Source organism: Rhizobium metallidurans (assembly GCF_014196505.1).
In the GTDB taxonomy this organism is placed as follows: Bacteria; Pseudomonadota; Alphaproteobacteria; order Rhizobiales; family Rhizobiaceae; genus Rhizobium; species Rhizobium metallidurans.
The window spans coordinates 296,269-316,170 of sequence record NZ_JACIDW010000002.1 but is presented as its reverse complement, the minus strand read 5'-3'; the positions used below and the strand labels follow the sequence as shown (position 1 = coordinate 316,170).

The window sequence follows — 19,902 nt, the reverse complement described above, 5'->3', positions numbered from 1 at the left end:
TGAAGACGGCGCCGTGGATGCGGCGCCGCCTTGTTCATCATCAGATCTTGCCGCCGGCTTCAGGGATGACCTTGGTCAGGCTGCCTGTGGCCGGGAAGAGGGGGATGAGGCAGGCTTGCAGGGCGTGGTAGATGTCGCCCTTGCCGGGGAAGATGGTGTGAGCGGGGACCATGTCTTCCGTCAGTTCCTCGTGCCAGCCGCCGTTTTTATGGTCGATGAAGCGGCGCTCGATGACGTTCCAGATCTTGCGGTAGCTGTCCTCGTGGTAGTCGCTCGGCAGGTGTTCGTTGAGATAGTGGGCGGCAGCCGCACCTTCGCAGGCGGGCCACCACATCTTCTGGCGCTTGTCCGGACGGTCCTCCCAGTCGAGCGTGTAGAAGAAGCTGCCCTTGTCGTCGTCCCAGCCGAGGGTCATTGCCTGCGAAAACAGGCCCTTGGCGGCATCCGGCAGCCATTCCAGTGTCTTGCCGCCGAGCGCCCAGAGCTGCAGCAGCAGGCGCGCCCATTCCAGCGAGTGGCCGGGCGTGGTGCCAGCGGGACGGAACATCTCGTTCGGGTGGTAGTAATTCTTGTCGAGCGCCCATTCCGTGTCGAAGTGCTCGGCGACGCGCCAGCCGACGGAGCCGGCCGCCCGGCGGATGACGAGGTCGGCGATGCTTTCGGCCTTGGTGAGGTAATCGTGGTTACCGGTCGCCTCGAAGGCCGCCATCAGGGCTTCGGTCAGGTGCATGTTGGAGTTCTGGCCGCGATAGGTGCCGCCGTCGAGCGGCTGCCAGTCGGCGGTGAACTCCTCGGCGATGGCGCCGTGCCTTTCTTCCCAGAAGCGGGTGTTCAGCACCTCGGTGATGTCGGCCAGCATGCCGTCGGCGAGCGGGTGGCCGATGGTCTTGGCGGAGGAGGCGGCGAGGAGCACGAAGGCGTGGCCGTAGCCCTGCTTGTTGGTGTCGACGGGGCCGTCATTGTTCAGCGACCAGAAATAGCCGCCATTCTCTCGGTCCCGGTGCTGGTTCCAGATGTACCGCATGCCGTGATCGACGACATCGGATGCGCCGGGGCGGCCGAGCAGGGTGCCGATCGAGAAGCAATGGACGGCGCGGGCGGCGATATGGATGCCGCGCACCTGGCCCTCGGCGTCGAGCGGCTTGCCGGTGTCGTCGAGATCGTAGAACCCACCCTTGGGATTGATCGAGTCATGCTGGAAGAAATCGAACAGGCCGTTGGCCTGGGCGACCAGCCAGTCGCGGTGGTAGGCGCGCGTCGTCCAGTTGCCGAGCGCGGCGTCGCCGATTGCAGGTGCCATGATACTCCTCCGATTTCATACACAATGCTTTGAAATTGCCTATATAGGGGGCGTTCGAGTCTGTCATCCGCCGTGCGCCGGCAATGGCGAAAATGTCGCTGATATATTGACATAAAGATATCTTTATGTGATTTGGGCGGCTTGTCTTTATAATGACGTCAAGGAGTCCGCCCGTGTTCAACAATCTGTTTGGCCCCGAAGGGGAAAAGCGCGACGGCAGTGAAGTGTTCGCGGCGCTCAGGAAAGCCGCCAGCGAACGCATTCTGGTCCTTGACGGCGCCATGGGCACGCAGATCCAGGGGCTCGGTTTCGACGAGGATCATTTCCGCGGCGACCGGTTCATCGGCTGCTCCTGCCACCAGAAGGGCAACAACGACCTTCTCATCCTCTCGCAGCCGGATGCGATCGAGGAGATCCATTACAAATACGCCAAGGCCGGCGCCGATATTCTCGAGACCAACACCTTCTCCTCCACCCGCATCGCGCAGGCCGACTACGCGATGGAAGGCGAGGTCTATGCGCTGAACAAGGAAGGTGCCGAAGTCGTGCGGCGCGCCTGCATCCGCGCCGAGCGTGAGGATGGCCGCCGCCGTTTCGTGGCCGGTGCCATCGGTCCGACCAACCGCACGGCCTCGATCTCGCCTGACGTGAACAATCCGGGCTTCCGCGCCGTCACCTTCGACGACCTGCGCATCGCCTATGCCGAGCAGATCGACGGCCTGATCGACGGCGGCGCCGACATTATCCTGATCGAGACGATCTTCGACACGCTGAACGCCAAGGCTGCGATCTTTGCCTGCGAGGAGCGCTTCGAAGCGAAAGGCATCCGCCTGCCGGTGATGATCTCGGGCACGATCACCGACCTTTCCGGCCGCACGCTGTCGGGCCAGACGCCGTCGGCCTTCTGGAACTCGGTGCGCCACGCCAATCCGTTCACGATCGGCCTGAACTGCGCGCTCGGCGCCAACGCCATGCGTCCGCACCTGCAGGAGCTGTCGGGCGTTGCCGATACCTTCATCTGCGCCTATCCGAATGCCGGCCTTCCCAACGAGTTCGGCCAGTATGACGAGACGCCCGAGCTGATGGCGGCCCAGATCGACGAGTTCGCCCGCGAAGGCCTCGTCAACATCGTCGGCGGCTGCTGCGGCTCGACGCCTGAGCACATCAAGGCGATCGCCGAGGTCGTGGCCAAGTACAAGCCGCGCCCGATCCCCGAGCATCGTCCGTTCATGTCGCTCTCGGGCCTCGAGCCCTTCGAGCTCACCAAGGACATTCCCTTCGTCAACGTCGGCGAGCGCACCAACGTCACGGGCTCGGCGCGTTTCCGCAAGCTGATCACCAATGCCGATTACACGGCAGCGCTCGATGTCGCGCGCGACCAGGTGGAAAACGGCGCGCAGATCATCGACATCAACATGGACGAAGGCCTGATCGATTCCGAAAAGGCGATGGTCGAGTTCCTGAACCTGATCGCCGCCGAGCCGGATATCGCTCGCGTGCCCGTGATGATCGACAGTTCCAAGTTCTCGATCATCGAATCCGGCCTGAAGCGCGTTCAGGGCAAGCCGATCGTCAACTCGATCTCGCTTAAGGAAGGCGAAGAGAACTTCCTGGCGCAGGCGAGGCTGCTGCATGCCTATGGCGCGGCTGTCGTCGTCATGGCCTTCGACGAGACGGGGCAGGCGGATACCTATGACCGCAAGGTCGAGATCTGCACGCGCGCCTACAAGCTCTTGACCGAAAAGGCGGGCTTCCCGCCCGAGGACATCATCTTCGACCCGAACGTCTTCGCGGTCGCGACCGGCATCGAGGAGCACAACAATTACGGCGTCGACTTCATCGAGGCGACGCGCACGATCCGCAAGACGATGCCGCTGGTGCACATATCGGGCGGCGTTTCGAACCTCTCCTTCTCGTTCCGCGGCAACGAGCCGGTGCGCGAGGCGATGCATGCCGTGTTCCTCTACCACGCCATCCAGGCGGGCATGGACATGGGCATCGTCAATGCCGGCCAGCTGGCGGTCTACGACCAGATCGACGCGGAGCTGCGCGAGGCCTGCGAGGACGTGGTGCTGAACCGCCGCAGCGACGCGACCGAACGGCTGCTCGAGGTGGCCGAGAAGTTCCGTGGCGGTGCTGCCCGCGAGGGACGCGTGCAGGATCTCTCCTGGCGCGAATGGTCGGTCGAGAAGCGTCTCGAGCATGCTCTGGTCAACGGCATAACCGAATACATCGATGCCGATACCGAAGAGGCGCGCCTTGCCGCCGCCCGTCCGCTTCATGTCATCGAAGGCCCGCTGATGGCGGGCATGAACGTGGTCGGCGACCTGTTCGGCTCGGGCAAGATGTTCCTGCCGCAGGTCGTCAAGTCGGCGCGCGTGATGAAGCAGGCCGTGGCCGTGCTCCTTCCTTACATGGAAGAAGAGAAGCGGCTGAACGGCGGCGACGACCGCAAGTCGGCCGGCAAGATCCTGATGGCGACCGTCAAGGGCGACGTCCACGATATCGGCAAGAACATCGTCGGCGTCGTGCTCGCCTGCAACAATTACGAGATCATCGACCTCGGCGTCATGGTGCCGGCGACGAAGATCCTGGAGACGGCGGTGGCCGAGAAGGTCGACGTCATCGGCCTGTCGGGCCTGATTACGCCGTCGCTCGACGAGATGGTGCATGTGGCGGCCGAAATGGAGCGCCAGGGTCTGGATCTGCCGCTTCTGATCGGCGGCGCCACGACCAGCCGCGTCCATACGGCCGTGAAAATCCATCCCGGCTATAACAAGGGCCAGACGGTTTACGTCACCGACGCCAGCCGCGCGGTCGGCGTGGTCTCGTCGCTGCTCTCGCCCGAGAACCGTGACGGCTACATAACCGATATTCGCGCCGAATACGCCAAGGTCGCGGCAGCGCACGCCCGCAGCGAGGCCGAGAAGGTGCGCCTGCCGCTGGCGCGTGCCCGCGAGAACGCGCAGAAAGTCGATTGGTCGGCGCACGCGCCCGCAAAGCCGAGCTTCCTCGGAACCAAGGTGTTCGAGGATTACGATCTGGCGACGCTCGCCGAATATATCGACTGGACGCCGTTCTTCCAGACCTGGGAGTTGAAGGGCCGCTATCCCGCCATTCTCGAGGATGAGAAGCAGGGCGAGGCGGCACGGGCGCTCTGGGCGGATGCGCAGGCGATGCTGAAGAAGATCATCGACGAGAAGTGGTTCCGGCCGCGCGCCGTCATCGGCTTCTGGCCGGCCGGCACCGTCGGCGACGATATCCGCCTCTACAAGGACGACAGCCGGAAGGAAGAGCTCGCGACCTTCTACACACTGCGCCAGCAGCTTTCGAAGCGCGACGGCCGGCCGAACGTGGCGCTGTCGGACTTCGTGGCGCCGGTCGACAGTGGCGTTGAGGATTATGTCGGTGGCTTCGTCGTTACCGCCGGTATCGAGGAAGTGGCGATAGCCGAGCGCTTCGAACGCGCCAACGACGATTACTCGTCGATCCTCGTCAAGGCGCTGGCCGACCGTTTCGCGGAAGCCTTCGCCGAGCGCATGCACGAAGAGGTGCGTCGCGAGTATTGGGGCTATGCCAAGGGCGAGGCGCTCAGCAAGGAGCAGCTGATCACCGAGGAATATGCCGGTATCCGCCCGGCGCCCGGCTATCCGGCGCAGCCCGATCACACCGAGAAGAAGACGCTGTTCGCGCTCCTCGATGCCGAGAACGCCGCCGGCGTGAAGCTCACCGAGAGCTACGCCATGTGGCCGGGCTCGTCCGTCTCGGGCATCTATATCGGCCACCCCGACGCCTACTACTTCGGCGTTGCCAAGGTGGAGCGGGATCAGGTCGAGGATTATGCCGGCCGCAAGGGCATGGAGATCTCCGAGGTCGAACGCTGGCTCGGGCCGGTGCTCAACTACGTGCCCTCGAAGCCGCGCGATGAAGTGGAAGACGCGGCCTGATCGGGCGCGTCTTCAGGCACTGATTCAATTGCCGGAGAAAATGATTCAGGACCACCCGCCAAGGGCCTGATCCTGAATCGGAAATCGCTGTTTCGTCGGTCCGATGTCAGGCTGTGAGTTCGACCAGGATCGCGGTCGTGTCGTCGCTCTGCTTGAAGCGGGGATAGCGCAGGCCCTCGGGATCGGTCTCGCGCTCGAAGCGGCGGAGTTCCTCGATCATCGGGGCGAGGCCCTTGTCGAGCGCCGTGCGTACCAGACTTGCGGCGTCGTAGGCTTCGTAGAGCACGACCAGATCGGCGAGGCCGTCGCTGCAGATGATGGCGTGGGCGCGGCCCTTTATCTTCAATTCTTCCGACACGAGATGGTCCGCCGATTCCGGCACGAGACCCAAGGTCCAGATGCCGCCCGCGGTGTTCTGGCTTTCGCGGTGGCGGCGCAGGGCCGCCAGCGTTTCCGCATTGCCGAGCGCGCCGCCATCCCTGGTGATGCCGCCGGTACGGGCGATATGGCTTTGCGCGTGTGCCTGCTCCCTGACATAGGCGTCGGGAATGGCCATGTGAAAGCGCGCCGATCCATCTTCCTGCAGGAGAAAGACGCAGGAATCGCCGAGGCCGTAGAAGGTCAGGCGGTCGTCGGTGGCGTGGATCATCGAGAAGGCGGATAGCGGCCAGGCGTAGCGCGGCACATCGGGATTGTTGCCGAGGAACATTGCCCTGGCCTCCTGCGACACGGCGCGCGCGACATCGGAAACCGGCGTCTGGCGCGTGATCCGTTGCCTGAAGCCGTCCGCGAAGCGGGCCGCGACCCAGGCGGCGTCGCTGCCCGATGCGTCCATGTATTGGCGGTCGCCAAGGCCCGTCGCGCCATCGATCACGAAGGCGCAGGCCTCGTTATAGCTGAAGCGGTCGTCGTTCGGCTTGGCCGGATTTCCCGGTACGGAGAGCGCGTCGAGGATCTTGATCTGAGGTGCCGGCATCGTTCTTCAGTTCCTCGTCATGGGTGCCAATGCAAGGCCGAGCGGGTCGGCCTTCGCTGATGTGGTGACGTCTCGGTCAGCCGAGAACGGGGCGCATGAAGCTGCGCTCATAGCTGATGATGCTGCGGTTGCGCTTGTCGAGATCGAATGCTGCCTGGCACTCGGGATCGACGGCCATGCGGGTGCGGTAGTCTTCGTAGGCGGCAAGGCTCGGGAAGGAGAACAAGGCGACAGCGATATTATTGGCGCCTTCCGAGGGCAGGAAATAGCCGTGGTGGTTGCCGCCCATGCGGTTGACGATCGGAATCCAGAGCCTGGCGTATTCCTCGAATTCGGCGACCTTGTAGGGATCGATGACATAACGCAGATGGCAGGTGATCATTGACATACTCGCATTGGGGGAGCCGGTGAAACGCCCGTCGGCCGTTGTCCGCTTGGTGTGTTGTCGTCCCGCGCCGAAGGCAAGCCGCTGGTTTGGGCGACAGGGTGCGGGCTGACGTTGTCGAGATGACTTCGTCTGGCCGTCGTCGCGCAATGGGGTGGGGATTTCAAGCGTTTTCTGGTGTTTTGGGAACACGATCGCTGACCAGTCGGTTGCGTGTGGCAAAGCGAACAATTCAGCGGGCAAGATCGGGCACTCGCGCAAACCTAAACACCCTCATCCCTGTGCTCGTCACAGGGATCCAGCAGCGTCGCGTCTGCGACGCGGAGGAGTCTTTCCAGTCCAAGGACTTGGGCTGACTGGATTCCCGTGACGAGCACAGGAATGAGGGTGAAAACGGTGAAATGGCGCTGAATTCATGCAGCGCCGCCGATCTCAGTCCCTGATAACCAGCAGATCGGCCGCCATGAAGCGCAGCGTCACCGTCTCGCCGGTGGCCGGCGGCCTGACGCCGGGGCTGTTGAACATGTCGAAGGAGATGACATTGCCGCCGACGTTCATGCGGGTGCGGATGACGGAGCCGAGGAAGTGGGCGGAGACGACTTCGCCCGTGAGCTTCGTGTCGCTCGGGGTGCTCTCGGCGAGCGAACCCGCTTCCGGGCGCAGCGCCAGCGAGACGGTGTCGCCGGCCTTGTAGGTGGCGACCGACTGCTTCAGCGTGACGCCCTGGTCGCCGATCTGGATGCGGTTGGCGGCGGGATCGACCACCTTGGCCTCGATGATGTTCAGCGTGCCGACGAAGGATGCGACGAAGCGCGTGGCCGGCGTGTTGTAGATCTCGAAGGGGGTGCCGATCTGGTCGGCGCGGCCGCCGTTCATGACGACGATGCGGTCGGAGATCGACAGCGCCTCTTCCTGGTCGTGGGTGACGAAGATGGTGGTGATGCCGAGCGTTTGCTGGATCTGCCGGATTTCCTCGCGCAGCGAGACGCGGATCTTGGCGTCGAGCGCCGACAGCGGCTCGTCGAGCAAAAGCACCTGCGGCTTGGCGGCGAGGGCGCGGGCGAGCGCCACGCGCTGCTGCTGGCCGCCCGACATCTGGTAGGGGTAGCGGTCGGCGAGGTGGCCGAGGTGGATCAGCGCCAGCATTTCCTTGACGCGGGCATCGATCTCGGCCTTCGGCTTGCCGGCGATCTTCAGGCCGAAGGCGACGTTGTCATGCACCGTCATGTTCGGGAAGAGCGCGTAGGCCTGGAACACCATGCCGATGTTGCGCTGGTTGGGCTTCAGCGGCGCGATGTCCTTGCCGGCGATGCTGAGATTGCCGCCGGTCGGGTTCTCGAAGCCGGCGATCATGCGCAGAACCGTGGTCTTGCCGCAGCCCGACGGACCGAGGAAGGAGACGAATTCTCCCTTCTCGATGTTCATGTTGAAGTTCTTGACGACCTGAACCTGGCCGAAGGATTTCTGAATGTTGGTCAGCGAGAGAAAAGACATGTCGAAATACCTTAAGCCTTGGCCGGACGGGATCTGCCGAAGCGCGAAACGAGATTGAGCAGGCCCATGCTGAGCCAGGTGATGGAGAAGGCGATCACGGCGAGCGCCGAGGGCTCGTAGGCCCGGTTGGCGCCGACCAGCTGCAGGTAGGGGCCGAAGGCCGGGCGGCTCAGCAGCGCCGCGAAGGTGAATTCGCCCATGACGATCGCAAGCGTGATGAAGGCGCCCGAGAGAACGCCGCTCATCACGTTCGGGAAGATGCACTTGAACATGATCGTCCACCAGCTGGCGCCCAGACTCTGGGCGGCTTCGGTCAGCGTTCGGACGTCGATGGCGCGCATGGCGGTATCGACGGAGCGATACATGTAGGGAAGCGATAGCGTGATGTAGGAGAAGACGAGCAGGATGTTGGTGCCCATCGTCGTCGCGGTCATCGGCAGGAAGGACGAGGAGTTGTACATCCTCAGATAGCCGAAGACGATGACGATGGCCGGGATGACCAGCGGCAGCAGCGTGATGAACTCGACCACCTGGCGCATCTGCGGCATGCGCAGGCGCACCCAATAGGCCGTCGGCACGATCAGGAGCATGCCGAAGACGATGGTCAGGAGCGCCATCAGCATCGAATAGCCGAAGGTGGCGCGGAAGCGCTCGTCGGAAAAGACCGACAGGTAGGCGTCGAAACTGTAGGCGTCGCGGCGCATGCGCAGCGAGAACTCGATGGTTCCGAGGAGCGGCACGATGAAATAGGTCGCGCCGATGATGATGGCGATCCAGGCGCCGAGCTTTTGAGCCTTCATTTCTGCCACCGTTCAGCGCGCATGCGCAGCATGAGATAGAGGACGTTGGACACGCCGGTGATGACGATCATGCCGAGCGCGATCGCATAGCCGAGGTTGGCGTTATGAAGAACGTCGCCGCGGATCTGCGCGTAGAGCAGGATGGGAACGATGTTGAGCGAGGAGCCCGTCAGCGCATAGGCGGTGGCGATCGCGCCGAAGGCGTTGGCGAAGAGCAGCAGCGTGGTGCCGAGAAGGCTCGGCCAGAGGATCGGCAGGGCGACCTTGGTCCAATACTGGAAATTGCTGGCGCCGAGGATTTCGGCCGCCTCGCGCCATTCCTTCTTCATGCCGTCGAGCGCCGGCGTCAGGATCAGCACCATCAGAGGGATCTGGAAATACATGTAGGTGATGGTCAGACCGAAGAAGGACAGCAGGTTGAAGCCGGTGCCGTAGAGGTTGAAGCCGAACCAGTCGCGCAGGAAGACGGTCACCAGGCCGGTACGGCCAAGGGTCGCCAGGAACGAGAAGGCGAGCGGGATGCCGGCGAAGTTCGAGGCGACGCCGGAGAAGGTGAGAAGCGTCGAGCGCACCGATGTCGGCAAGCCGCCGAGCACCACCGCCCAGGCCAGGAAGAAGCCGATCAGCGCGCCGCCGAGCGCGGAGGCCACCGAGACACGGATACTGATCCAGTAGGCGCTGAGGATCGTCGGCGTGAAGAGGTCACCGATATTCTTCAGCGTGAAGTTGCCCTCGGGCGTCAGAAAGGCGCCGACCACAAGGTAGAGCGTGGGAATAATGAGAAAAAGCAGCGCGAAAATAATGAAGGGTGCGATGCCCAGCCAGTCGATCACGCGGTCCTTGGTGATCAGCGGGGCCGTGCTCACCGCGGGCGTCGTCGAAACAGTGCTCATTGAAAAAGCTCTTCTTGCGGCGTCGGAGGGGCAAAAGCCTCCCCGCCGGTGACGGCGGGGAGGCGAGATTCAAACAGTCTTACTGGACGTTGGCGCCGACGACGCTGTCCCACTTGCCGGTGATGGCGGTCTTGCCAGCAGCCTGCTCTTCGAGCGTCGGGAAGACAGCCTTTTCATAGGCGGCCGCCGGCGGCAGCTTGTCGAGAAGGTCCTGCGGGATCTTCTTGTTCTTGGCAAGATCGTTGAAGCGGATCGGGTGGCAATAGCCCTTCAGCCAGCCGAGCTGACCTTCGTCCGAATAGAGGTATTCCATCCAGAGCTTGGCGGCGTTCGGGTGCGGAGCGTAGGCGGAGATCGCCTGGACGTAAACGCCGGCGTTGACGCCCGATGCCGGAACGACGACTTCAACCGGCGGGTTGCCCTTCAGCGTATCGCGCCAGGACAGGCCGTTGTAGTCCCAGGCGATGACGATCGGGGTCGAGCCCTGTGCCAGCGAAGCGGACTTGCCGATGACAGGAACGAGGTTGCCTGCCTTGTTGAGTTCGCCGAAGAAGTTGAGACCGGCTTCGCCAGCCTTGGTCGCGTCCTTTTCACCAGCCGCGATGCCGGCGGCGTAAACAGCCTGAACGGCCTGGTTGGAGGCGCGCGGGTCACCAGCGAGAGCAACGCTGTTGGCGTATTCCGACTTCTTCAGGTCGGCCCAGTCCTTCGGCACGTTCTTGACGATGTCGGTGTTCACGACGAAGGAGAGAACGCCGTAATAGTCGCCATACCAGTAGCCTTCCGGATCCTTGGCGCTGTCGGGGATCGAATCCCAGGTCGAAACCTTGTAAGGCTGGATCAGGCCTTCGGCCTTGGCGGTCGGGCCGAAGGAGAGGCCGACGTCGATAACGTCGGGAGCCTGCGGGCCCTTGTTGCCCTTGTTGGCCTTGATGGCTTCGATTTCATCGCCAGAACCGGCATCCGGGTTCAGTTCGTTGACTTCGATGCCGTACTTCGCCTTGAAACCAGCGATGAGGTTGCCATAGCCGCACCAGTCGTTCGGAAGAGCGATGGTGGTCAGCGTGCCTTCCTTCTTGGCGGCGGCGATGAGTTCAGCGCTTGGCTCTGCGGCAGCAATTGCGGTTGAAGCCACAACAATTGCTGTAGAGAGCGAGAGCAGTCGAGAAAGATTAGAGATCACTGTTGTTCTCCTTCGGGTTTCAGTGTCCGACGATGCTGTTACTGACGTTACGTGAAGCTTGTGTGACAGTTGGATGACGCTATTTTTTCTTTGTATCGTGGGCGTTTGGCAAGGATGTTTCGATTGCGACATGTCCTTGTTTCCACCTGTTTCATCCGCGCTGTCGTAATTGTCCCTCCTAACCGAGCTTGCGGAAGAGCCGGGTCTGCTCGAACAGGCCCTCCAGTGTTTTCATGCGCTCCTTCGTCTCGTCCCATGTCGAATTCTGAACGGCCTCGATCAGAGCCTCGACGATGAAAAGAGTAACCACTGAGCTGTCCCATGCCGACGGCGCCTCGATCTGCACGCGAAACGTATGGCGTGCCAGCTTGGTCGCGGGGGAGGCCCACTGGTCGGTGAAGATGATGATCTCGGCGCCGCTGTTTCTGGCGGCGGTGGCGAGGCTGACGAGCTCCTGCTCGTAGCGCCGGATGTCGAATATGATCAGCAGGTCGCCGGGGTTCATGTTCAGCACATATTGCGGCCAGCTGCTCGAATTGGCCGACAGAAGCGCCGTATTGGGGCGAATGACCTGCATGTGCGTGAAGAAATATTCGGCGAGCGCGCCGGTGATGCGGCCGCCGACGAAATAGAGATTGCGCTTGCGGTCCGACAGAAGGGTCGCGACGCTGTCGAAGGTCGCGGTGTCGAGGCCGGTCAGCGTCTGGCGCAGATTGTCGATGATGGCATCGGCGAAGCGGTTGAGAATATGGGTTCCGGGCGCGTTCGATGCCCAGCGATCGTGCTTGGCGATCGGATTGGAGATCGTTGCCTCGACTTCCTGATGCAGATGCGCCTGGAAATCGGGATAGCCCTTGAAACCGAGCTTCTGCACCATGCGCACGACCGTCGGCGTCGACACGCCGGCGTTCTCGGCAATCGTGGTGATGCTTCCCAGTCCGGAGACCGGGTAGTTGTCCAACAGACTTTCGGCCAGCTGCTTCTCGGCGCGCGTGAGCACGCCGAAATGCGAGTGGATTACGTCTGAAACTGTCTTCGACGCAACGGTCACGCGATCTTGCTCCCCGGGATTGGTCTTGTGCCACTTTCCCACTCAAAGTTAACAACGCTGTCACAATCCATGTCAACCACTGTCATGAAAAGATTTTTTCAGTACGCGCTTGACACTCGTGGAAAGCTGAAGAATTCTTTTCTTATAAGTATTTTATTAACAGTTGTGGTGGAGCGACTGTGGTGCTTGCTCGGTTGGAAGTGCTCGGAAAAGGGGAAGGGGCGTGCGTCGCGGTCGAGAGACCTGATGGCGCCAGCCCGGTGCTTCTCGTCTGCGAACATGCATCGCGGCTCCTGCCCGCCCGCTTCGGGACGCTCGGTCTTTCCGAGGACGCGCTCAACAGTCACATCGCCTGGGATCCCGGCGCTCTCGCGGTCGCCAGCGCCATGTCCGAGGCGCTCGATGCGACGCTGGTTCACCAGCGGTTTTCGCGCCTGATCTACGATTGCAACAGGCCGCCGGAATCGGTCGGCGCCATGCCTGAGAAAAGCGAGGTCTACGACATTCCGGGAAATGCGGGCCTGAGCGCTGAAGAAAAGACGGCGCGCACCGAGGCCTTGTATATCCCGTTTCATGACGCCATTCGCGCACTCATTCGTGATCGCAAGGCGCGGGGGCAGGAGACGATTATCGTCACCGTCCACAGTTTCACGCCCGTCTTCCACGGCAAGACGCGCGCCGTCGAGGTCGGTGTCCTGCATGATGACGATAGCCGGTTGGCGGACGCGATGCTTGCCGCGGTGGCGGGGACGACGCACTATCGAGTTGAGCGCAACCAGCCTTACGGCCCCTCGGACGGCGTGACGCACACGCTGATCCTGCACGGGCTGTCGAACGGATTGCGCAATGTAATGATCGAGGTCCGCAACGACCTCATCGCAGACCCGGCTGGCCAAGGGGTCATGGCCAGCTATCTGACAAGGCTGCTCCAGCAGAGCCTGGACGCCTGACGACAAAAGATAAGACCCCAGGGAGCAGTCTAACTGCGATCCGCCCGCAGGCGAAAACGTCGCGGGCACTTTGGCACTGGATAATCAGCCGCAATTCCGCGGTTGATGGCTAAACAGGGGGACGTCATGTCCGATTATTCGGAACTCGACAAGAAGCAGGATGTGCACATCCTGCATTCCATGGGCTACGCCCAGGAACTCGAACGGCGCATGAGCTCGTTTTCGAATTTCGCCGTTTCATTCTCGATCATCTGCATTCTGTCCGGCGGCATCAACTCGCTGGCGCAGGCGACATCGGGTGCTGGCGGTGCCGCCATCGGCATCGGCTGGCTGATCGGTTGCTTCGTTTCGCTGGTATTCGCCGTCGCCATGGCGCAGATCAGCTCGGCCTATCCGACGGCCGGCGGCCTCTATCACTGGGGGTCCATTCTCGGCAACCGCTTCACCGGCTGGCTGACGGCATGGTTCAACCTGCTCGGCCTCGTCACCGTTCTCGGCGCCATCAACGTCGGCACCTATTACTTCTTCATGGGCTCGTTCGGCACGACCTATCTCGGCCTGGAAGACACGACGACAGTCCGTATCCTCTTCCTGGTGATCATCACCGGCGCCCAGGCACTCGTGAACCACATGGGTATCGGCCTGACGGCGAAGCTCACCGACTTCTCGGGCTACCTGATCTTCGCGACGGCGATCGTGCTGTCGGCGGTATGCCTCATCGCCGCACCGTCCTTCGACTTCGCTCGCCTCTTCACCTTCGCCAACTATTCCGGCGAAGCGGGCGGCAATGTCTGGCCGCAGACGTCTGGAACCTGGGTGTTCCTGCTTGGTCTCCTGCTGCCGATCTACACGATCACCGGCTACGATGCATCGGCGCATACGTCCGAAGAGACGGTGAAGGCGGCGCATTCGGTTCCGCGTGGCATGGTCTCCTCCGTGCTCTGGTCGGCGCTGTTCGGCTACATCATGCTGTGCTCGTTCGTGCTGATGCTGCCGAACATGGACGACGCCGCCAAGCAGGGTTGGAACGTGTTCTTCTGGGCGATGAACGCGCAGGTCAATCCCATCGTCAAGGATCTGCTCTATTTCGCCATCCTCGTCAGCCAGTGGCTGTGCGGCCTTGCGACCGTGACGTCCGTGTCGCGCATGATCTTCGCCTTCTCGCGTGACGGTGGCCTGCCTGCTTCCAAGACGCTCGCCAAGGTCAGCCCGAAGTACCGCACGCCGGTCTCGGCGATCTGGACGGGCTCCATCTTGTCGGTGCTCTTCGTCTGGGGCTCGTCGCTGGTGTCGATCGGCGATACGCCGGTTTACACGATCGTCGTCTCCTGCACGGTCATCTTCCTGTTCTTCTCCTTCGCGATCCCGATCACGCTCGGCCTCTTCGCCTGGGGCACGTCGAAGTGGGACAAGATGGGTCCGTGGAACATCGGCGAGGGCATGTACAAGCTGTTCTCGGTGCTGACCATCATGGCGATGATCCTGATCTTCGTTCTTGGCGTGCAGCCGCCGAACGAGTGGGCGCTCTACATCACCGTCGGCTTCCTGGTGCTGACTGCTATCGTGTGGTTCGGCTTCGAGAGCCGGCGCTTCAAGGGACCGCCGATCGGCGAGGAAGTGGCGCGCCGCCAGGCGGAGATCGCGGCCGCCGAAAAGGCTGTCGGCGAAAGCTGAGGCATTCCTGCAAAACAGCGGGGCCGCGTCCGGCGACCCCGCATTCCGGTTGACCGACAATAGACCAGGCGCAGTCCGGCGCGGCATCGCCGCACGGCGCATGCCGTTTCGTTGGCCCGATTTCAGTTTAAATTTATGGGGAGGTCCATATGAGCATCTATACTCTCGACGATCTGAAGCAGGACGTTGCCGACGGACGCATCGATACCGTGCTGGCATGCCAGGTCGACATGCAGGGTCGGCTTATGGGCAAGCGTTTCCAGGCCGAATACTTTCTCGAAAGCGCCTGGAAGGAAACGCACAGCTGCAACTATCTCGTCGCCACCGACATGGAGATGGAGACCGTCTCCGGCTACAAGGCGACCAGCTGGGAAAAGGGCTACGGCGACTACACGATGAAGCCGGATCTCTCGACGCTTCGGCGCATTCCATGGCTCGAGGGGACAGCACTCGTGCTCTGCGACCTGCTCGACCACCACACCCACGAGGAAGTGCCGCATTCGCCGCGCGCGATACTGAAGAGGCAGGTCAAGCGGCTGGAAGACATGGGCATGAAGGCGTTCATGGCCTCGGAGCTCGAGTTCTTCCTGTTCGACCAGACCTACGAATCCGCTCAGGCATCCGGCTACCGCAACCTCAAGCTCGCCAGCGCCTATAACGAGGACTATCACATCTTCCAGACCACCAAGGAGGAAGAGGTGATGCGGGCGATCCGCACCGGGCTGCAGGGCGCCGGCATTCCCGTCGAGAACTCCAAGGGCGAGGCTTCGGCCGGCCAGGAGGAGATCAACGTGCGCTACGCCGATGCGCTCGCCATGGCCGACCGTCACTCGATCATCAAGAACGGCTGCAAGGAAATCGCCTGGGCCAAGGGCAAGGCGATCACCTTCCTCGCCAAGTGGCATTACAACGCCGCCGGCAGCTCGTCGCATATCCACCAGTCGTTGTGGAGCGCGGATGGCAAGACACCGATGTTCGCCGACGACAAGGGCAAGTACGGGATGTCGCCACTGATGGAACACTACATCGCCGGGCTGCTCGCGCATGCCAGCGAGATCACCTATTTCCTGGCGCCATACATCAATTCCTACAAGCGCTTCATGGCCGGTACGTTCGCGCCGACCAAGGCGATCTGGAGCAAGGATAACCGCACGGCCGGCTATCGTCTGTGCGGCGACGGCACCAAGGCGATCCGCATCGAGTGCCGCGTCGGCGGCTCCGACCTCAACCCCTATCTCGCCTTCGCCGCGTTGCTGGCGGCGGGGATCGACGGGATCGAGAACAAGATGGAGCTGGAAGCGCCCTTCGTCGGCGACGCCTATGGCGCGCGCAAGGTGCGAGAGATCCCGCGCACGCTGAGGGCCGCGACCACGGCGATGACCAAGTCCAAGATGCTGCGCAATGCCTTCGGCGACGACGTCATCGACCACTATACTCGCGCGGCGGAGTGGGAGCAGGAAGAGTATGATCGGCGGATCACGGACTGGGAGGTGGCGCGCGGATTCGAGCGGGCATGAGATAATCGCAACACTCGCTCTGATTGTTGCGCTGGTCGCATTGTGCTAATGTAATCCGGCGTTTCCAGAGGAGATCGACATGGGTGTGATCGACAGCGCATGGTTCTACGAGAAGCTTTCCGAACGCGACGCGTCGCTTCGCGACATGGCCCGGTTCATGGGGCTTGATCCGAGCGCGGTGTCGCGCATGCTGAGCGGCGAGCGGAAGATGAGCGCCGACGAGCAGGACCAGATCGCCGATTATCTCGGCGTTGCGCTGGCGGAAGTGGCGGCGCATCGACGTGGTGTCGTCGCCGGCTTCGCCGAGAAGAAGCAGGCGGGCTACGAGGGCGGCAACACCGGTCCGGTGGCGCCCGACGAGCCGCCCGTCAAGATGTTTACGGAGGACGACGTCATCTACAAGGATGGCAAGCGCTGGATGGAACTGGAGGATGGCACGCTGCTCGAGGTGCACCCGGCCTGGGGGTGCATGAAGGGGACGCTGACCATAATGCCGGGGGTCGATCTTACCGCGCCAATGGATTGGGACGAGGAGTGGGGCGAGAAGCTTTACAATGAATAGCGCTTTTCTGCTCGACACCTGCGCCGCGATCTGGATGGCGAAAAGGGAGCCCTTGGCGGAGGGAGCGTTGACCACGCTCGCGTCTGCAAAGGCTGCCGGGAGACCGATTTTCGTTTCGGCTGTGACGGCCTGGGAGATGGCGATGCTTTTGGCACGAGGGCGCATTAGCGAAACCAAGACCGCGGAGAGGTGGTATAATGACTTCAGGCTCGAAGCCGACATCGACGAACAACCGGTGACCGCGAACATCTTCATGGCGTCCTGTTCCTTGCCGCAACTCGCCCACAAAGACCCGATCGACCGCATTCTCATCGCCACGGCGCGGGAGAACGACCTGACCATCATCACGCGCGACCGCGCGATCCTTTCCTACGGCGTCGCGGGACATGTCCGCACGCTGGCCTGTTAATGACTGGAGCTTGGAAATGACTGTAATTCAATGCATATCGCCGATCGACGGATCGGTTTACGCCGAGCGTCCGGCGCTTCCGCTGGAGGCGGCGAAGGAGGTCGTGGCGCGCGCCCGCAAGGCACAGAAGTCCTGGGCAAGGCGGCCCCTGGAAGACCGTGTCCAGCTGGTGCTGAAGGGTGTCGCGCGGCTGAACGAGATGTCCGACGTCGTCGTTCCCGAGCTTGCCTGGCAGATGGGCCGGCCGATCCGCTACGGCGGCGAGTACAAGGGCTTCAACGAGCGCTCCAACTACGTCGCCTCGATCGCGGCCGACGCGCTGGCGCCGCTGGTTGTCGAAGAGAGCGACAAGTTCGAGCGCCGCATCGAGCGCGAGGCGCACGGCGTCGTCTTCGTCGTGGCGCCGTGGAATTATCCCTACATGACGGCGATCAACACGATCGCGCCGGCGCTGATGGCGGGCAATACGGTTGTGCTGAAGCATGCGTCGCAGACGCTTCTCGTCGGCGAGCGGCTGGTGCAGGCCTTCGTCGAAGCCGGTGTTCCCGAGGATGTCTTCCAGAACGTCTTCCTCGACCATGAGACGACGTCGGCGCTGATTGCCGCCGGCAGCTTCAACTTCGTGAACTTCACCGGCTCGGTCGAAGGCGGGCGTTCGATGGAGCGCGCGGCGGCCGGAACCTTCACCGGTCTCGGCCTCGAACTTGGTGGCAAGGACCCCGGCTATGTCATGGAGGATGCCGATCTCGATGCGGCGGTCGATACGCTGATGGACGGCGCGACCTACAATTCCGGGCAGTGCTGCTGCGGGATCGAGCGCATCTATGTGCATGAAAAGCTCTATGACAGCTTCGTCGAGAAGTCCGTCGCCTGGGTGTCGAACTACAGGCTCGGCAATCCCCTTGATCCGGAAACGTCGCTCGGCCCGATGGCGAACAAGCGTTTCGCCAAGGTCGTGCGTGAGCAGATCGCCGATGCCGTCGCCAAGGGCGCCAAGGCGCTGGTCGATCCGAAGCTCTTCCCGCAGGATGACGGCGGCGCCTATCTCGCGCCGCAGATCCTCGTCAATGTCGATCATTCGATGGCCTTCATGCGCGAGGAAACCTTCGGTCCCGCCGTCGGCATCATGAAGGTAAAGAGCGACGACGAGGCGCTTGAACTGATGAACGACAGCCAGTACGGGCTGACGGCCTCGCTCTGGACCAGGGACGCCGAGCGGGCAGGGCGGCTTGGCCGCGAGATCGAAACCGGCACCGTGTTCATGAACCGCGCCGACTATCTCGATCCGGCTCTGTGCTGGACCGGCGTCAAGGAAACCGGCCGTGGCGGCTCGCTGTCGATCATCGGCTTCCAGAACCTGACGCGTCCGAAATCCTACCATCTGAAGAAAGTCACAGCATGAGCGCGCATATCACAGCCAACTGGAGCTACCCGACTTCATTCAAGCTCGGCCGCGGCCGCATCAAGGAGCTGGCGGACGCCGCCAAGAGCCTCGGCATGAAGAAGCCGCTGCTGATCACCGATCGCGGCCTGGCCTCGATGGCGATCACGTCGAACGCGCTCGACATCCTCGAGGAGGCCGGGCTTGGTCGCGCGATCTTCGCCGATGTCGATCCGAACCCGAACGAGAAGAACCTCGCGGCCGGCGTCAAGGCGTTCAAGGATGGCGGCCATGACGGCGTCATCGCCTTTGGCGGCGGCTCGGGCCTCGATCTCGGCAAGTGCGTGGCCTTCATGGCCGGCCAGACGCGTCCGGTCTGGGATTTCGAGGATATCGGCGACTGGTGGACGCGCGCTTCCATCGAGGGGATCGCGCCCATCGTGGCGGTGCCGACCACGGCGGGTACCGGTTCGGAGGTCGGGCGCGCCAGCGTCATCACCAATTCCGAGACGCATGTGAAGAAGATCATCTTCCATCCGAAGTTCCTGCCCGGCGTCGTCATCGCCGATCCGGAATTGACGGTCGGGATGCCGAAGATCATCACCGCCGGAACCGGCATGGATGCCTTCGCGCATTGCCTGGAGGCCTATTCCTCGCCCTTCTACCACCCGATGTCGGCCGGCATCGCGCTTGAGGGCATGCGGCTGGTCAAGGAGTTCCTGCCGCGCGCCTACAAGGAGGGCACGGATCTCGAAGCGCGCGCCAACATGATGTCGGCCGCGGCCATGGGCGCGGTCGCGTTCCAGAAGGGGCTGGGTGCCATCCACGCGCTGTCGCATCCGATCGGCGCCGTCTACAACACCCACCACGGCATGACCAACGCCGTCGTTATGCCGGCGGTGCTGCGCTTCAACCGCGCCGTCATCGAAGACAAGATCGCGCGTGCGGCGGCCTATCTCGGGATCGCCGGGGGCTTCGACGGGTTCTACGACTACGTGCTGAAGCTGCGTTCGGACCTCGGCGTGCCGGAGAGCCTTTCGGCGATGGGTATCAAGCCGGATCGAATCGACGAACTATCGGCGATGGCGATCGAGGACCCGAGCGCCGGCGGAAACCCTGTCGCGATGACGCTCGAAAACACCAAGGCGCTGTTCAAGGACTGCTTCTGACAGAAAATGCGGACCTGAGACCTGGCCCGGAAAGCACGTCGCTTTCCGGGCCTTTTTCGTTGTGGGGCAGGGCTTTCAGGATGAATGCGCGCGGCGGCTGCAAGAAATGCGGACCCGGATTTCGAATGCCTTGTTTAGGAATTGTTAACCATGTTTGGAAAGGATGCAGTAACCGCACGATGCATCCCGATGTGCGCAAGAGAGCGATTCC

General features: G+C 62.5%; 16 protein-coding genes. 8 read left to right on the top strand and 8 right to left on the bottom strand.

Annotation, left to right across the window (positions count from 1 at the left end; genetic code table 11):
• Positions 1–40: 40 nt before the first annotated feature.
• Positions 41–1,300: an AGE family epimerase/isomerase gene (locus tag GGQ67_RS05405; protein ID WP_183899171.1), complete on the bottom strand. Its 1,260-nt coding sequence runs from the start codon at positions 1,298–1,300 to the stop codon at positions 41–43.
• A gap of 173 nt (positions 1,301–1,473) precedes the next feature.
• Here GGQ67_RS05405 and metH point away from each other — a divergent pair, with 173 nt between their 5' ends.
• On the top strand, positions 1,474–5,247 hold the full coding sequence (gene metH / locus GGQ67_RS05400) for a methionine synthase (RefSeq protein ID WP_183899170.1): 3,774 nt from the start codon (positions 1,474–1,476) through the stop codon (positions 5,245–5,247).
• Between the two features lie 106 nt (positions 5,248–5,353).
• Here metH and GGQ67_RS05395 read toward each other — a convergent pair whose 3' ends face one another.
• The 7 genes from GGQ67_RS05395 to GGQ67_RS05365 form a co-directional block, all read right to left on the bottom strand.
• Complete coding sequence (locus GGQ67_RS05395; RefSeq protein WP_183899169.1) at positions 5,354–6,223, bottom strand: hypothetical protein; 870 nt, start codon at positions 6,221–6,223, stop codon at positions 5,354–5,356.
• Positions 6,224–6,299: 76 nt separating this feature from the next.
• On the bottom strand, positions 6,300–6,605 hold the full coding sequence (locus GGQ67_RS05390; protein WP_047505879.1) for an NIPSNAP family protein: 306 nt from the start codon (positions 6,603–6,605) through the stop codon (positions 6,300–6,302).
• Positions 6,606–7,040: 435 nt separating this feature from the next.
• Positions 7,041–8,102, bottom strand: coding sequence for an ABC transporter ATP-binding protein (locus tag GGQ67_RS05385; protein ID WP_183899168.1), 1,062 nt, complete (start codon positions 8,100–8,102; stop codon positions 7,041–7,043).
• 11 nt (positions 8,103–8,113) lie between these two features.
• On the bottom strand, positions 8,114–8,902 hold the full coding sequence (locus GGQ67_RS05380) for an ABC transporter permease (protein ID WP_183899167.1): 789 nt from the start codon (positions 8,900–8,902) through the stop codon (positions 8,114–8,116).
• Complete coding sequence (locus GGQ67_RS05375; protein ID WP_183899166.1) at positions 8,899–9,795, bottom strand: ABC transporter permease; 897 nt, start codon at positions 9,793–9,795, stop codon at positions 8,899–8,901. The genes GGQ67_RS05380 and GGQ67_RS05375 overlap by 4 nt, the downstream gene beginning before the upstream one ends.
• Before the next feature lie 79 nt (positions 9,796–9,874).
• Entirely contained in the window at positions 9,875–10,978 is a 1,104-nt protein-coding gene (locus GGQ67_RS05370) for an extracellular solute-binding protein (protein ID WP_183899165.1), read from the bottom strand.
• 178 nt (positions 10,979–11,156) lie between these two features.
• Positions 11,157–12,029 carry an SIS domain-containing protein gene (locus GGQ67_RS05365; protein ID WP_183899164.1) on the bottom strand — a complete coding sequence of 291 codons (873 nt, stop codon included), beginning with the start codon at positions 12,027–12,029 and terminating at the stop codon, positions 11,157–11,159.
• A gap of 179 nt (positions 12,030–12,208) precedes the next feature.
• Here GGQ67_RS05365 and GGQ67_RS05360 point away from each other — a divergent pair, with 179 nt between their 5' ends.
• The 7 genes from GGQ67_RS05360 (at position 12,209) to GGQ67_RS05330 (ending at position 19,691) form a co-directional block, all read left to right on the top strand.
• Positions 12,209–12,979, top strand: coding sequence for an N-formylglutamate amidohydrolase (locus tag GGQ67_RS05360; protein ID WP_183899163.1), 771 nt, complete (start codon positions 12,209–12,211; stop codon positions 12,977–12,979).
• 126 nt (positions 12,980–13,105) lie between these two features.
• Positions 13,106–14,653, top strand: a complete 1,548-nt coding sequence (locus tag GGQ67_RS05355) for an amino acid permease (RefSeq protein ID WP_183899162.1) — start codon at positions 13,106–13,108, stop codon at positions 14,651–14,653.
• A 149-nt stretch (positions 14,654–14,802) separates the two neighbouring features.
• A complete protein-coding gene (locus GGQ67_RS05350) occupies positions 14,803–16,170 on the top strand; it encodes a glutamine synthetase family protein (RefSeq protein WP_183899161.1) in 1,368 nt (455 codons plus the stop codon).
• Between the two features lie 79 nt (positions 16,171–16,249).
• A complete protein-coding gene (locus tag GGQ67_RS05345; protein WP_183899160.1) occupies positions 16,250–16,732 on the top strand; it encodes a helix-turn-helix domain-containing protein in 483 nt (160 codons plus the stop codon).
• On the top strand, positions 16,725–17,141 hold the full coding sequence (locus tag GGQ67_RS05340; protein ID WP_183899159.1) for a type II toxin-antitoxin system VapC family toxin: 417 nt from the start codon (positions 16,725–16,727) through the stop codon (positions 17,139–17,141). The genes GGQ67_RS05345 and GGQ67_RS05340 overlap by 8 nt, the downstream gene beginning before the upstream one ends.
• A 16-nt stretch (positions 17,142–17,157) precedes the next feature.
• Positions 17,158–18,543, top strand: a complete 1,386-nt coding sequence (locus GGQ67_RS05335) for an aldehyde dehydrogenase family protein (RefSeq protein WP_183899158.1) — start codon at positions 17,158–17,160, stop codon at positions 18,541–18,543.
• Entirely contained in the window at positions 18,540–19,691 is a 1,152-nt protein-coding gene (locus GGQ67_RS05330; RefSeq protein ID WP_183899157.1) for an iron-containing alcohol dehydrogenase, read from the top strand. The genes GGQ67_RS05335 and GGQ67_RS05330 overlap by 4 nt, the downstream gene beginning before the upstream one ends.
• Positions 19,692–19,902 lie beyond the last annotated feature (211 nt).

What these genes read in the sequence shown, in the direction of transcription:
- GGQ67_RS05405 (WP_183899171.1), bottom strand. Translation starts at nt 1,300, where the DNA reads ATGGCACCTGCAATCGGCGACGCCGCGCTCGGCAACTGGACGACGCGC.
- GGQ67_RS05395 (WP_183899169.1), bottom strand. Translation starts at nt 6,223, where the DNA reads ATGCCGGCACCTCAGATCAAGATCCTCGACGCGCTCTCCGTACCGGGA.
- GGQ67_RS05390 (WP_047505879.1), bottom strand. Translation starts at nt 6,605, where the DNA reads ATGATCACCTGCCATCTGCGTTATGTCATCGATCCCTACAAGGTCGCC.
- GGQ67_RS05385 (WP_183899168.1), bottom strand. Translation starts at nt 8,102, where the DNA reads ATGTCTTTTCTCTCGCTGACCAACATTCAGAAATCCTTCGGCCAGGTT.
- GGQ67_RS05380 (WP_183899167.1), bottom strand. Translation starts at nt 8,902, where the DNA reads ATGAAGGCTCAAAAGCTCGGCGCCTGGATCGCCATCATCATCGGCGCG.
- GGQ67_RS05375 (WP_183899166.1), bottom strand. Translation starts at nt 9,795, where the DNA reads ATGAGCACTGTTTCGACGACGCCCGCGGTGAGCACGGCCCCGCTGATC.
- GGQ67_RS05355 (WP_183899162.1), top strand. Translation starts at nt 13,106, where the DNA reads ATGTCCGATTATTCGGAACTCGACAAGAAGCAGGATGTGCACATCCTG.
- GGQ67_RS05350 (WP_183899161.1), top strand. Translation starts at nt 14,803, where the DNA reads ATGAGCATCTATACTCTCGACGATCTGAAGCAGGACGTTGCCGACGGA.
- GGQ67_RS05345 (WP_183899160.1), top strand. Translation starts at nt 16,250, where the DNA reads ATGGGTGTGATCGACAGCGCATGGTTCTACGAGAAGCTTTCCGAACGC.
- GGQ67_RS05340 (WP_183899159.1), top strand. Translation starts at nt 16,725, where the DNA reads ATGAATAGCGCTTTTCTGCTCGACACCTGCGCCGCGATCTGGATGGCG.
- GGQ67_RS05335 (WP_183899158.1), top strand. Translation starts at nt 17,158, where the DNA reads ATGACTGTAATTCAATGCATATCGCCGATCGACGGATCGGTTTACGCC.
- GGQ67_RS05330 (WP_183899157.1), top strand. Translation starts at nt 18,540, where the DNA reads ATGAGCGCGCATATCACAGCCAACTGGAGCTACCCGACTTCATTCAAG.